This window comes from Pseudomonas sp. FBCC-B1667, assembly GCF_059133255.1.
On sequence record NZ_CP101437.1, the window covers coordinates 3,663,331 to 3,677,147 of the forward strand.

10 protein-coding genes and 2 pseudogenes are annotated in these 13,817 nt (G+C 59.8%); 5 read left to right on the plus strand and 7 right to left on the minus strand.

Annotated features, from left to right (window positions below; genetic code table 11):
- Positions 1-978, plus strand: a complete 978-nt coding sequence (locus tag NL116_RS16675) for an NAD(P)-dependent oxidoreductase (RefSeq protein ID WP_494373139.1) — start codon at positions 1-3, stop codon at positions 976-978.
- A 127-nt stretch (positions 979-1,105) separates the two neighbouring features.
- Here NL116_RS16675 and NL116_RS16680 read toward each other — a convergent pair whose 3' ends face one another.
- From NL116_RS16680 to NL116_RS16700, 5 genes and pseudogenes are all read right to left on the minus strand, one after another.
- On the minus strand, positions 1,106-2,293 hold the full coding sequence (locus NL116_RS16680; RefSeq protein ID WP_494373140.1) for a pyridoxal phosphate-dependent aminotransferase: 1,188 nt from the start codon (positions 2,291-2,293) through the stop codon (positions 1,106-1,108).
- 43 nt (positions 2,294-2,336) lie between these two features.
- Positions 2,337-3,200 (minus strand): methyl-accepting chemotaxis protein, encoded by an 864-nt coding sequence (locus tag NL116_RS16685; protein ID WP_494378077.1) that lies wholly within the window; start codon positions 3,198-3,200, stop codon positions 2,337-2,339.
- A 39-nt stretch (positions 3,201-3,239) separates the two neighbouring features.
- A pseudogene (locus tag NL116_RS16690) lies at positions 3,240-3,962 on the minus strand (MCP four helix bundle domain-containing protein); the annotation flags it as partial.
- A gap of 304 nt (positions 3,963-4,266) precedes the next feature.
- The gene (locus NL116_RS16695; protein WP_494373141.1) at positions 4,267-5,403 is read right to left on the minus strand and encodes a glycerate kinase; all 1,137 of its coding nucleotides are present in this window, start codon (positions 5,401-5,403) and stop codon (positions 4,267-4,269) included.
- A 176-nt stretch (positions 5,404-5,579) separates the two neighbouring features.
- Positions 5,580-6,692, minus strand: coding sequence for a sugar diacid recognition domain-containing protein (locus NL116_RS16700; RefSeq protein ID WP_494373142.1), 1,113 nt, complete (start codon positions 6,690-6,692; stop codon positions 5,580-5,582).
- A gap of 168 nt (positions 6,693-6,860) precedes the next feature.
- Between NL116_RS16700 and NL116_RS16705 the strand changes: the two genes are divergently transcribed.
- From NL116_RS16705 to rarD, 3 genes are all read left to right on the plus strand, one after another.
- The gene (locus tag NL116_RS16705; RefSeq protein ID WP_494373143.1) at positions 6,861-8,171 is read left to right on the plus strand and encodes an MFS transporter; all 1,311 of its coding nucleotides are present in this window, start codon (positions 6,861-6,863) and stop codon (positions 8,169-8,171) included.
- Between the two features lie 200 nt (positions 8,172-8,371).
- The gene (locus NL116_RS16710) at positions 8,372-9,382 is read left to right on the plus strand and encodes an aldo/keto reductase (protein ID WP_494373144.1); all 1,011 of its coding nucleotides are present in this window, start codon (positions 8,372-8,374) and stop codon (positions 9,380-9,382) included.
- Between the two features lie 196 nt (positions 9,383-9,578).
- On the plus strand, positions 9,579-10,460 hold the full coding sequence (gene rarD / locus NL116_RS16715; protein WP_494373145.1) for an EamA family transporter RarD: 882 nt from the start codon (positions 9,579-9,581) through the stop codon (positions 10,458-10,460).
- Between the two features lie 126 nt (positions 10,461-10,586).
- Here rarD and hppD read toward each other — a convergent pair whose 3' ends face one another.
- The gene (gene hppD, locus NL116_RS16720) at positions 10,587-11,663 is read right to left on the minus strand and encodes a 4-hydroxyphenylpyruvate dioxygenase (RefSeq protein ID WP_494373146.1); all 1,077 of its coding nucleotides are present in this window, start codon (positions 11,661-11,663) and stop codon (positions 10,587-10,589) included.
- Between the two features lie 248 nt (positions 11,664-11,911).
- A pseudogene (locus NL116_RS16725) lies at positions 11,912-12,850 on the minus strand (DMT family transporter).
- Positions 12,851-12,927: 77 nt separating this feature from the next.
- Between NL116_RS16725 and NL116_RS16730 the strand changes: the two are divergent.
- Entirely contained in the window at positions 12,928-13,800 is an 873-nt protein-coding gene (locus NL116_RS16730) for a LysR family transcriptional regulator (protein WP_494373147.1), read from the plus strand.
- The last annotated feature ends 17 nt before the right edge of the window (positions 13,801-13,817 follow it).

Here is a 13,817-nt window from a genome sequence, read left to right on the forward strand (position 1 = left end):
ATGAAAAAGCAGGTTGTGCTGTACAAGAAACTCTCGCCGCTGTTGATGACTCGCCTGCATGAACACACCGAGGTGACACTGATCGACAACCTCAACCCCGAGGGACTCGCGCAACTGCGCGACGCCCTGCCCCGCGCCCAGGGTTTGCTCGGCGCGAGCCTGAAACTGGACGCGCAGTTATTGGATCTGGCGCCGAATCTCGAAGCCATCGCCAGCGTCTCGGTCGGTGTCGACAATTACGACATCGATTACCTCACCGAGCGCCGCATCTTGCTGAGCAACACGCCGGATGTACTCACTGAAACCACCGCGGACACTGGTTTCGCGCTGATTCTGGCGACTGCCCGGCGTGTGGTGGAACTGGCCAACATGGTTCGCAACGGCCAATGGAAACGCAACATCGGCCCGGTTCATTTCGGCACCGATGTGCATGGCAAGACGCTGGGCATCATCGGCATGGGCCGTATTGGTGAAGCCTTGGCACAGCGCGGGCATTTCGGGTTTGGCATGCCGGTGATCTATCACAGCCATTCGCCAAAACCGGCGGTGGAAGCGCGCTTCAATGCGCAGTACCGCAGCCTGACCGAGCTGTTGCAGCAGGCTGATTTCATTTGCCTGACCTTGCCGCTGACGGCTGAAACCGAAGGGCTGATCGGCACGGAAGAGTTCGCGTTGATGCGCCCGGAAAGTATTTTTATCAATATTTCCCGGGGCAAAGTGGTGGACGAAGCGGCGCTGATCGAGGCGCTGCGTACAGGGCAGATTCGGGCGGCCGGGCTGGATGTGTTTGAGCGTGAGCCGCTGCAGACAGATTCGCCGTTGATGACGTTGAATAACGTGGTGGCGACGCCGCATATGGGGTCGGCGACGCATGAAACGCGGGAGGCAATGGCCGAGTGTGCGGTGGATAATCTGTTGATGGCGTTGGCTGGAGAGCGACCGAAGAATCTGGTGAATGCCTCGGTGTGGCAGGCGTAAGACATTTGGCGTTTGTTAGTCAGCCTTCGCGAGCAAGCCCGCTCCTACATTTGATTTGTGAACGACACAAAATTAATGTGGGAGCGGGCTTGCTCGCGAAGGGGCCATCAATCTCGCCGAATATGTTTCAGGCTCTGCGCGCCTCCAGCAGGTCAGCCGCACACCGCGCAATCCGCCGACACGCATCCGCCAGCTTCACCTGATCCACCACCAACCCGATCCGGATATGCCCCGCCGCACTCGGCCCGAAGGCCTCACCGGCCAGCACCGACACGCCATACCCGTCGAGCAACCGCTCGGCAAACCCCTGCGCGCCCAGCCCGGTCTGACGCACGTCAACCATCACAAACATGCCGCCATCCGGGCGGATCGGCTTGATACCCGGGCACCCGCTCAAGCGCGCGCACACCAGATCCCGACGCTGACGATATTCCTCGCGCATCAGCGCCACTTCCGGCAGGTCCTGATCCAGCGCCAATTGCGCCGCGTTCTGAATGAAATCCGGAATCCCGAACAGCATGCACAACGACAGATTCACCAAGTGCTGGGCCATGGGTTTGGGGCCAATCGCCCAGCCTACCCGCCAGCCGCTCATGGCGTGGGATTTGGACAGGCTATTGATAGTCGCAGTGCGCTCGGCCATGCCCGGCAGGCTCGCCGGGCTGGTGTGTTCCCCCTCGAACAACAAATCGCTGTAGACCTCATCGCTGATCAGCCACAGGTCATGACGCACGCACAACGCGGCGAGCGCTTGCCAGGTAGACAGCGGCAAACTGGCGCCGGATGGATTGTTGGGACTGTTGAGCAGAATGACCCGGGTTTTGGGCGTAATCAGTGCGGCGACGTCCGCCGGGGCGACGCGAAAGCCGTTCTCCGGGCGCACCGCCACAGGCACCACTTTGGCGGCACAGGCACCGAACACCGCTTCATAAGTCACGTACATCGGTTCGGCGACGATCACTTCGTCGCCCGGATCGAGCAGACATTGCGCGATGGAATACACCGCGCATTGCGCCCCCGGAAACACGATCACATGGTCGCCATCCACCGCTTGACCACTGCGCTGGCGATGGCGTCGCGCGATGCTGTTACGCAGCCCTCGACTGCCGCGCACGTCCGGATAATGAGTGTCGCCGGCCTGCAAGCTGTCGATGGCGGCCTGGACGATGGGTTGTGGCGTGTCGAAATCCGGGTCGCCGATCGACAGCAGCAGGACATCAATGCCCTGCTCGCGCATGCCCAGCGCTCGGTCATGAATCTGCCACGCTGCCGCTCCGTCGCCGGCGATACGTTGGGTCAAGGCTGAATAGCGCATGTGATTCTCCTGTCGCGCACGGACTTCCAGCCTTCACCCTATCTCAAATCACGAAACGCGCCACCATCGCGTTCAAATCCACTGCCAGACGCGACAGTTCATGGGTGGCGACGCTGGTCTGGTTGGCACCGGTGGCGGACTGGAGGGCCAGGTCGCGGATGTTCACCAGGTTACGGTCGACTTCGCGGGACACCTGCGCCTGTTCTTCAGAGGCGCTGGCGATCACCAGGTTGCGTTCGTTGATCAAATGGATCGACTGGGTAATTTGCTCCAGTGCCACGCCGGCCGCCCGGGCCATTTCCAGGGTGCTTTGGGTGCGCTGATTGCTTTGCTGCATCGACGAAACCGCTTCACCGGTACCGTTCTGGATGCCGGCGACCATTTTTTCGATTTCCTGGGTCGATTGTGCGGTGCGATGGGCCAAGGCCCGGACTTCGTCTGCCACCACAGCAAAGCCGCGTCCGGCTTCACCGGCCCGGGCCGCTTCGATGGCGGCATTGAGCGCCAGGAGGTTGGTCTGTTCAGCGATGGCACGAATCACGTCCAGCACTTTGCCGATGTCGCGGCCCTGTGCGGCCAGGCCTTCAATCATCACCGACGTGTTCTGCACGTCGTGGGTCATGGTCTGGATCGCATTGACAGTTTCCACCACCCGATCACGACCTTCGCGAGCGGCTTGGGTCGACTGGCTGGACGCTTCGGAAGTCGACACCGCGTTGCGCGCGACTTCTTCCACTGCGGCGGTCATTTCGTTGACGGCGGTGGCGGCTTGTTCGATTTCGTTGTTTTGCTGTTGCAGGCCGCGCGAGGCTTCCTCGGTCACCGTGCTGAGTTCTTCTGCGGCGGCGCCCAGTTGCGTGGCGGAACCGGCGATCTGTTCGATGGTTTGGCGCAGGTTGGTTTGCATGGCGGCCAAGGCGCCGAGCAAACGGGCCGGCTCGTCCTTGCCGTCAATCTCGATGGCGTTGGTCAGGTTGCCGCCGGCGATGGTTTCAGCCGCCTGCACCGCGCGGTTCAACGGGGTGACGATGCTGCGGGTCAGCAGCCAGGCGAGCAATACGGTCAACAATGCCGCGATGACCGCGACAACCACGATGCCGGTCACTGCGCTGTTGTAGTGCTCACCAGCCTCGGCCGAGGCGGCTTTGGCATAACCGTTGTTGAGGGCAACCAGTTTGTTCAGCTGCTCGCCCATCAGGTCGGTGCCGTCCTTGATCCGCGTATTGATCAGGGTGCGCATCTCGTCAGTCTGGTTCTGCCGCGACAGCTCCATCATCTGGTTCTGCGCTTGCATGTAGCTATCAAGCGTGGCCGTGAACGTTTTGTACAGCGCGGCCTCTTCCGGTTGAGCGGGCAAGGCGGCAAAACTGTTCTGGGCATTGCGCACCTTGTCCATCAGCACGCCGATGCGGGTCTGGGCTTCCTGCAGTGCGGCAGGTTCACGGTTGGTCAACACACGAAAAGACAGGATCCGCAGGCGCAAGACATTTTCGGTCAGGTTGCCCAGAAAGCCCACGCTGGGTAGCTGCGTGCTTTCCATATCAATGGAGGCCTGGCGGATGATCGACATGCGGTTCACGGCAAACACACCCAGCACGATGACGAGCAAGGCAATGAAAGCAAAACCGAGGAAGGCGCGAGGCGCGATGTTCAGATTACGCAGTGACATAGGAGGATTCTCGGGTGGTTGAATCTACGAGCATCCTTGCCGGAAATCACTGAAGAGGCGTGGGTGCGTACCTTCAGTTCGGCGCCACTGTCGAACGGGGGTGTGAGCGTCTATAGGCTGTATCGGCCGGGGATGAGGATTTTTGCGCGGGTTGGAGAAATATATTTCGAAGGGGCGAGTGTTTCCCTGTAACAGTTGCGAAAGCTGCGTCCGACTGCGAAGCGGTCGTGCTTTTTTGAATCCTGCGACTGCTGCGCAGTTGGACGCAGCCTCGCAGGCTCGACAGCTGCGCCATGTTTTTGCGTCAGGCGTTGGCTATTCGCCAGACCCGTGCGATGTCGCTGGCACGATCTTGCAACAACCGTGGTGCATCGACGCATGCTTGTTCCAGCGTCATCGGCCCACTGGCCAAGGCAAACGCCGCATCGATGCCGTGCTCATACAACGCCTGATAGCCCTCGCCCAACGTCCCCGCGATCACGATCACCGGCACACCGCATTGTTGGGCAATCCGCGCCACACCGAACGGTGTCTTGCCGCGTAAGGTCTGCGCATCGAATCGTCCTTCGCCGGTAATCACCAGGTCGGCGCCCTGCATCGCTTGCGCCAAGCCGACCAATTCGGCAACCACGTCCACACCGGCCTGGAACTGCGCGCCAAGAAAAGCCTTGGCGGAAAATCCCAGTCCGCCCGCCGCCCCACTGCCCGGCTCGTCCTTTACGTCGTGACCTAACGCATGGGCGCACAACTCGGCAAAGTGCCCCAGCGCGTCATCCAGTTGTCGGACTTGCTCGGGTGAAGCGCCTTTTTGCGGGCCGAAGATCTCGGAAGCACCGTGCGGACCGCACAACGGATTGTTAACGTCGGCGGCGATGTCGAAGCGCACGCCAGTCAAACGCGAATCCATCTCGCTCAAATCAATTCGATCCAGTTGCGTCAACGCCAAACCGCCCGGCGCCAGGGTTTGTCCCTGTGCATCCAGCCACTTAACGCCCAGTGCTTGCATCGCCCCGGCACCGCCATCGTTAGTGGCGCTGCCGCCAATTGCCAGGATCACCCGTTGCGCCCCGGCATCGAGTGCCGCACGAATCAGCTCGCCAGTGCCAAAGGTGCTGCTGACGCACGCATCGCGCTTGTTCAGCGGGACCAGTTGCAGGCCGCTGGCCTCAGCCATTTCGATGATTGCAGTGTGGTTGTGTGGCAGCCAGCCCCATGCGGCGTTGACGGTAGCGCCGAGCGGACCCCGCACACGCGTGCGGCGCAGTTCGCCTTCGCACGCCGCCAGAACCGATTCGACCGTGCCTTCGCCACCGTCCGCCATTGGGCATTTGACCAACTGCGCGTCCGGCCAGACATTGGTGAGGCCCAACGCAATGGCGTCGGCCACGCCTTGGGCGCTGAGGCTGTCCTTGAACGAATCGGGGGCGATGACGATTTTCATGCGAATTCTCCAGTTCCAATGCGCTCCATGCTGCCAGTAGCCCGGGACAATAACGCCAGTCCGCTGCACAAGTGGGTGTGGGGTTTATTGTTCATTTTCACAAAACCTCGCCGCTGCACACTGAGTTGTAGCAGCTGTCGAGCCGGCGAGGCTGCTGCTACAGGGTTTGTGTTCGGTCAGTCAGTTTGGGGCAGGAGCTGGACGCCAAGATACAGCGCAAGCATCCCGTCCAGTTTCAGCGGATCAACCCCACTCAACTCGGCAATTCGCTCCATCCGATACCGCAAGCTATTGCGATGAATCCCCAGCGCATCAGCGCACGCCTGGCTCTGCCCATCGTGATCACACCAACTGCGCAGTGTCGCCAACAGTTGGCCGTTACCATCCTTTGCGATGACTTTGCGCAGCGGTTTGAGCAGTTCATCCAGCGCATCGTCGTTGCGATGCCGCCACAGCATCACCGGCAATCGGTAGCGAGTCAGCGTCAGCAAGCGTGAACGCGGCAATACATCGCGCCCATACGCCAGCAAATCGCCGACCCGCCGGTAGCAGCGCCGCAGCCCCGACAACCCATCAGCCTGTCCACCCACGGCGATGCGAAGAATATTCCAGCCCAGGCCGTCGAGCTTTTCCAGCAGCCGATCATTCTCAATCGATTGCGAGGCCGGCCGGCACCACAGCAACGACGACTTCGCCGAACTGACGCACCAACTGTCCGGGTAACGCGAGCTCAGCCATGCACTCAACGCTTCAACGGTTTGCGCCGGGCCGTGCTCCAGGCCCAATTCAAACAGATAAGGCACTCGCGTCATCTGCGGCTTGAGCCCTAATTGCTGCGCTTCATCGAGTAATCGCGGCGCATCCCCCGCCTCGCTCAGCAGCAACGCGAGCAAATCATCGCAACGCTGACGCCGCCATTGCTGCTCGGCCTGCTGGTTACGCTGGCCGACCAGCATCTCGGCGGTCATCCGCACCAGCTCGGCGTAGGTGCGCAATGGCTCGGGCTCGCCGGTAATGCCGAGCACGCCGATCAAGCGCCCATCCAGCAGCAGCGGCAGGTTGATTCCCGGCTGCACGCCCTTGAGATGCATCGCGGTTTGCGCGTCTATTTCCACCACCCGACCGTTGGCCAGCACCAGTTGCGCGCCCTCGTGGCGGGTGTTGATACGCTCCGGTTCGCCACTGCCGAGAATCAATCCCTGGCTGTCCATCACGTTGACGTTGTAGGGCAGGATGGCCATTGCCCGGTCGACGATGTCCTGGGCCAGGTCGTGATCGAGTTCGAACATAACGGGGATCCTTGAAAACGGGGTGGGTCGGGTTGTTCACCCGCACAGGCCTTGGTCGCAAACCCTGTGCTCAGGCACAAAGACAACCACCCAGGGCGTGGCCGAGACTCTCTGGGCGATCAACGTTACCCTTGCATCGCAAAAAATCATAATAAAGAGAGAGCCGCCATGTCACAGAGCGCCGCCGCTACCCAGGCCATCGTTGACGAGAAAAACGCCGTCTACAAACGCATTACCCTGCGTTTGATCCCCTTCATTTTCATCTGCTACCTGTTCAACTACCTCGACCGGGTGAACGTCGGGTTTGCCAAACTGCAGATGCTCGACGCCCTGAAATTCAGCGAAACCGTGTACGGCCTCGGCGCCGGAATCTTCTTCATCGGCTACGTGCTGTGTGGTGTGCCAAGCAACCTGGCGCTGACCCGATTCGGCCCTCGGCGCTGGATCGCGCTGATGATGATTGTTTGGGGCACGCTCTCGACGTGCCTGCTGTTCGTCACCACCCCGACCGAGTTCTACACCTTGCGCCTGTTCACTGGCGCAGCCGAAGCCGGGTTCTTCCCAGGCGTGGTGCTGTACCTCTCGCAGTGGTTCCCGACCTTTCGCCGTGGCCGCATCATGGCGCTGTTCATGTCGGCGATCCCGGTGTCCGGCCTGCTCGGAAGCCCGTTTTCCGGCTGGATCCTCAACCACTTTGGCGCAGGCCAGGGCGGCTTGGCCGGCTGGCAGTGGATGTTCCTGTTGCAAGGCATTCCGACCGTGATTCTGGGCGCCCTCGCCTATTTCCTGCTGAGCGACAGCTACGCCAATGCCAAATGGCTGACCCCGTTCGAGCGCTCGGTGCTGGAAGCGGATCACGCTGAAGACCTGGCGAACAAACCGCAAACCACCACTGACTCGCTGTTGGCAGTCTTCAAGAACCCCGCGATCTGGGCGTTCGGTTTGATTTACTTCTGCATCCAGAGCGGCGTGTACGCGATCAACTTCTGGCTGCCGTCGATCATCAAGAACCTGGGTTTTAGCGATAACCTGGTGATCGGCTGGTTGAGTGCGATTCCGTATCTGTTGGCGGCGGTGTTCATGTTGCTGGTCGGCCGCTCGGCGGACCTGCGCAAGGAGCGGCGCTGGCATTTGGTGGTGCCCATGTTGATGGGCGCGGTGGGACTGTTGATCGCGGTGAACTTCGCGACGACGCCGGCGATTGCGATCCTCGGCCTGACCATCGCGACCATGGGCGCCCTCACCGGCCTGCCGATGTTCTGGCCGGTGCCGACGGCGCTGCTGAGTGCGGGTGCGGCGGCGGGTGGTCTGGCGTTGATCAACTCCATGGGGCAGATGGCGGGTTTCCTCAGCCCTTATCTGGTGGGTTGGGTCAAGGACAGCACCGGTTCGACGGATGCGGCGCTTTATCTGCTGGCGGGTGTGATTGTGTGTGGCAGCTTGCTGGCGCTGCGGATGACGCGGACGTTGCGGGTGTAACGAAGCCTCTGCCCCTGATCATTCCCACGCTCCGCGTGGGAACGATCATCTTGAGGCTGTGTTAGCTGTATTGCTGTTTATTGCCACCACCCCCTCGCCACAGGCCTCCTACAGGGGACTGCGTGGATAATTCCGATTGCTCCCGACAACGGTTCTGGTATTTGATTGAGGCCTTTCTCCACCGGTAAAAGGACTTCCTCATGAGCTATCGCACGCTGGGTCATTCGGGTTTACAGGTCTCTACCCTGACCCTGGGCACCATGATGTTCGGCGAACAGACCAGCACCGAAGATTCCCTGCGGATCATCGACAAGGCCTGGGACCAGGGCATCAATTTCATCGACACCGCCGACGTGTACACGGGCGGTCGTTCCGAAGAGATCGTCGGCGAAGCGATTGCCGGTAACCGCCACGAATGGGTGCTGGCGACCAAGGTCGGCTTCGGTCCGGTGGACGGTGTGCCGAACCGCAGTGGCTTGAGCCGCAAACACCTCTTCAATGGCATCGACGCCAGCCTCACACGTTTGGGCACCGACTACCTCGACATCTATTACCTGCACCGCGAAGACCACAACACGCCGCTGGAAGTGACCGTGTCGGCCATCGGCGATCTGATTCGGCAGGGCAAGGTTCGTTATTGGGGTTTGTCCAACTACCGTGGCTGGCGCATTGCCGAGGTGATTAGAGTGGCCGATCAGCTAGGCGTCGACCGCCCTGTGATCAGTCAGCCGCTCTACAACATCGTCAACCGTCAGGCCGAGACCGAGCAGATAACAGCCGCCCAGAACTATGGCCTCGGCGTCGTTCCATACAGCCCGTTGGCGCGTGGTGTACTCAGTGGCAAATATGCACCGGACGTCAAACCGGACGCCGACAGCCGCGCCGGGCGTGCCGACAAACGCATTCTTGAAACCGAATGGCGGGTTGAGTCGTTGCGCATTGCCCAGCAGATTCAGCAGTACACGCAAGAACGTGGCGTGGGGATTGTCGAGTTTGCGATTGCCTGGGTGCTGAACAACAACGCCGTCACTTCAGCGATTGTCGGGCCGCGCACCGAGGAACAGTGGGACGCGTACACCAAGGCGCAAGTGGTGACGATTACGGCTGAGGACGAGGCGTTTGTTGATTCGCTGGTGGTGCCTGGGCATTCATCGACGCCGGGGTTTAATGATGTGAGCCATTTTGTGTCGGGCCGTAAACCCCGTCACTGAATCAACACACAACCACTGTGGGAGCGGGCTTGCTCGCGAAGGCGGTGTATCAGTCAACATCACTGTTGAAGATGAAACCGGTTTCGCGCGCAAGCCCGCGCCCTCATTTGGACCGTGTTGATCGATCAGACAATATTTGATACGAAAACCACGTATCCTCTGCGCCCCGTTTCACCTTCAACCTCGCGAGGGCAGTTTGTCTAAGGGTATCGCTTTATCGGTTTCAGCCTCGGTGCTGTTTGCCGTCATGTACTACTACACGTCGTTGCTCACGCCCTTGAGCGGCGTGGAAATTTTTGGCTGGCGCATGCTGCTGACCGTGCCCTGCATGACTGTGTTCATGGTGGTGTCCGGCGAGTGGACGCGCGTGGTCGAAATTGTCCGGCGCGCCATGGCGAGCCCGAAATTGATCGCCGCGCTGATCGCCTCTTCTGCTCTGCTGGGCGTTCAACTCTGGCTGTTCATGTGGGCGCCGCTCAACGGCTACAGCCTGGACGTATCGCTGGGGTATTTCCTGCTGCCATTGACGATGGTGCTGACCGGGCGAATCGCCTACGGCGAGCGTCTGTCCTACCTGCAAAAAGTCGCTGTGGTACTGGCCTGCCTCGGCGTGATCAATGAGGTGTATCAGGTCGGTGGTTTTTCCTGGGCGACGTTGCTGGTGTGCATTGGCTACCCCACCTATTTCATCGTGCGCAAACGCCTGGCCTCGGACAACCTTGGCGGCCTGTGGCTGGACATGGCGTTGACGCTGCCGGTGGCATTCTGGTTTGTGCAAAGTGGCGAGCAAGGCTTCGGCGTATTCGATCAACACCCGTGGCTGTCGCTGTTGATCCCGATGCTGGGAGTGCTCAGCGCGTCGGCGTTGGTGGTCTACATCATCGCCAGCCGCTTGTTGCCGTTCAGTCTTTTCGGGTTGTTGAGTTACGTCGAACCGGTGTTGTTGCTGGGCGTGGCGTTGCTGCTTGGGGAGAGCATCAAGCCCGGGGAATGGTTGACCTATATTCCGATCTGGCTGGCGGTGGTGGTGTTGGTGTTCGAAGGCTGCAAGCATTTGGTGCGACAGCGCAGACCTTAAGCCCTACCCAAAACAAATGCAGGAGTGAGCCTGCTCGCGATAGCGTCTTCAAATTCAACATCAATGTTGACTGAAAGACAGCTATCGCGAGCAGGCTCACTCCTACAGGTTTAGTGGTGTGGCGGGTTACTCGGTGGCGAGCACGCCACGACGAACCTGGTCACGCTCGATCGATTCAAACAGCGCCTTGAAGTTGCCTTCGCCGAAACCATCGTCGCCTTTACGCTGGATGAATTCGAAGAACACCGGCCCCATCAGGGTTTCCGAGAAGATCTGCAGCAGCAGACGCTTGTCACCCGACTCGGACGAACCGTCCAGTAGAATCCCGCGCGCTTGCAGTTGATCAACCGGCTCGCCGTGGTTCGGCAAACGGCCTTCGAGCATTTCGTAATAGGTTTCCGGTGGCGCGGTCATGAAGCGCATGCCGATGCTTTTCAGATGATCCCAGGTCTTGATCAGGTCATCGGACAGGAAAGCAACGTGCTGGATGCCTTCGCCGTTGAACTGCATCAGGAACTCTTCGATCTGCCCGGCGCCCTTGGACGATTCTTCGTTCAGCGGGATGCGGATCATGCCGTCCGGCGCGGTCATGGCCTTGGAGGTCAGGCCGGTGTATTCGCCCTTGATGTCGAAGTAACGAATTTCGCGGAAGTTGAACAGCTTCTCGTAGAAGTTGGCCCAATAGGCCATGCGACCGCGATACACATTGTGCGTCAGGTGGTCGATGATTTTCAGGCCGGCACCGACCGGGTTGCGATCCACGCCCTCAATGAATACGAAGTCGATGTCGTAGATCGAGCTGCCCTCACCGAAACGGTCGATCAGGTACAGCGGCGCGCCGCCAATGCCTTTGATCGCCGGCAGGTTCAGTTCCATCGGACCGGTTTCGATGTGGATTGGCTGGGCGCCGATTTCCAGTGCGCGCTTGTAGGCGAGCTGCGAGTCCTTGACGCGGAATGCCATGCCGCACACCGACGGGCCGTGTTCGGCCGCGAAGTACGAAGCTACGCTGTGCGGTTCGTTGTTGAGGATCAGGTTGATCGCGCCTTGGCGATACAGGTGCACGTCTTTGGAGCGGTGGGTCGCCACCTTGGTAAAGCCCATGATCTCGAAGATCGGCTCCAGGGTGTTCGGGGTTGGCGATGCGAATTCGATGAATTCAAAGCCCATCAGGCCCATTGGGTTTTCGTATAAATCTGCCATTTTGGCGCCTCATCATTTTTATCAATTAACGAACGTTAGTTGCTAGCAATGCTGAGACCGGCGGGTGGCGCACAGGAGATGCCCCGCACGCTGCGGGCGAGGAAGTCACCGTAGATCAATTGAAACCCAAAACTCTTCATTGTCGACCCAAGGCTCTTGCGGGCGAGGCTTCTGCTGCCAGAAGACGTTTATTATTGTATGCGTAACCCGATTCTACACAGCGTAAATCAGTTTGTCCGCCTTCCGTATCAAATCCCCTTTTCCCCTACTCGCGCAAGGGGTTTATTACAGAGGAAAATCCCCGCCAGAATCAGCACGCCACCAAGGCACATCGCCAGGGTCAACGGCTCGTCCAGCAACAGTGCGCCGAGGATGACGGCGGTCAGCGGGTTCAAGGCAATGAACACCCCTGAGCGCGTTGCGCCAATCTAGCGGATGCCGTCGTAATAACCGATGTAGGCCAGCGCAGAACCCAAGATGCCGAGGTACATCAGACTCAGCCATTGTTGCGGACCGAGGCTCAGCAGCGCGTCCACACTCAATTCACCGCGCACCGCACTGGTCGTCCAGAGCATCGCGGTGCCCAGCAAAATCGAATACGTCACCGTCTGCACTGGCCCCAAGGACTGATTCAGCGCTTTGGAGTACAGCGAATAAATGCCCCAGCCGAGCACGCAGCCGATAATCAGCAGGTCACCGATCCAGGCATCGGCATTACCGGCCAATAATTGCGGATTGCGACTGGCAATCACCACACTCGCCCCGGCAATACAGATCGCAATGCCGAAGACTTTGGCCCGACTCAAGCGTTCCTTGAACAGCAGCCATGAGGCGAGGCCAATCACCGCCGGGTTCAGTGCAACGATCAACGAGGCTCGCGAGGCGTTGATGTAATGCAAACCATAAAAGAAGCACACGTTGTAGAAGAAGATCCCGAAGAACCCCAACAGCGCCAGTTGCATCCATTGTCGCGGGTTTGGCCGGATCAACGGGATTCGGGCCAGCAGCAAAAACAGCAGCAACGCCGCCGTGGCCAGCAAAAACCTGAGGCTGGCGGCAAACAACGGGCTGAGGCTATCGACCAGGAAGCGTCCGGCAACAAACGTCCCGCCCCAGATCATGGTGACGGCGGCAAGTTTCAGATACACCGCAGTGTGCGAAGTCGTTGTTTGTGCGGACATTGTCATGGAGAGGCAAAGCCAGGCTAAGGAAGATGCCGTATCATTCGACTAATGAACGATCATCGTAAAATGAGTAAAAGCTCATGACCCTGACTCAACTCGAGATTTTCTCGCTGGTCGCTGAGCTGCGCGGGTTTACGGCGGCGGCCAATCGCCTGGGGATTTCCCAGTCAGCGGTGTCTCACGCGCTCAAGTCGCTGGAACAAGAACTTGGCGTCGAACTGTTTCGGCGGCATCAATCGCAGGTTGAGCTGAGCGATATCGGCCAACAACTGCTGTTGCGCGCCCGGTCGATGCTCGGGCTGGCCAACACCTTGCGCCAGGAAGCCGCCGATGCGCGCGGGATGAAGCGAGGCACGTTGCGCATTGGTTCGTTTGGCCCGACCTCGTCGATCCGGCTGCTGCCACTTATCCTGCAACACTTCCGCGCCGCGCATCCGGGCATTGAAATTCACATCGACGAAGGCCCGGACCGCCAAGTGATTCAATGGCTTGAAGAGCGGCGAATCGATATCGGCTTTGTGGTGCTGCCTGAAGAGCGCTTCGACACCTTCGCGCTGCTGGAGGATCAGATGGTCGCACTGCTGCCCGCCGATCACGCGCTGGCAGATCGTGACAGGCTGAGCTTGAGCGACTTGTGCAACGACCCGTTCGTGCTCACTGAAGCAGGATCATCGGAGCTGGTGTCTCGGCTGTTCAGCGCCGCGCGCCTCATACCGAATATCCGATACCGCTGCTCACAATTGCTCAGTACGCTGGACGCGGTCAGCCGTGGCGATGCGTTGACGGTCGTGGCTGAAAGTTCCCTGCCCGAGAACCTCAACGGTCACTATGTGAAAAAACCGCTGTCGCCCCCGGTCATTCGCCAGGTCGGGCTGGCCGTGCTGGACCAGCGTCAGTCATCCCCCGCCACCCAAGCCTTTATCAAACAGGCCCAAAGCCTGAACCCGCGTTGAGCGGCATAAGTGTCGAT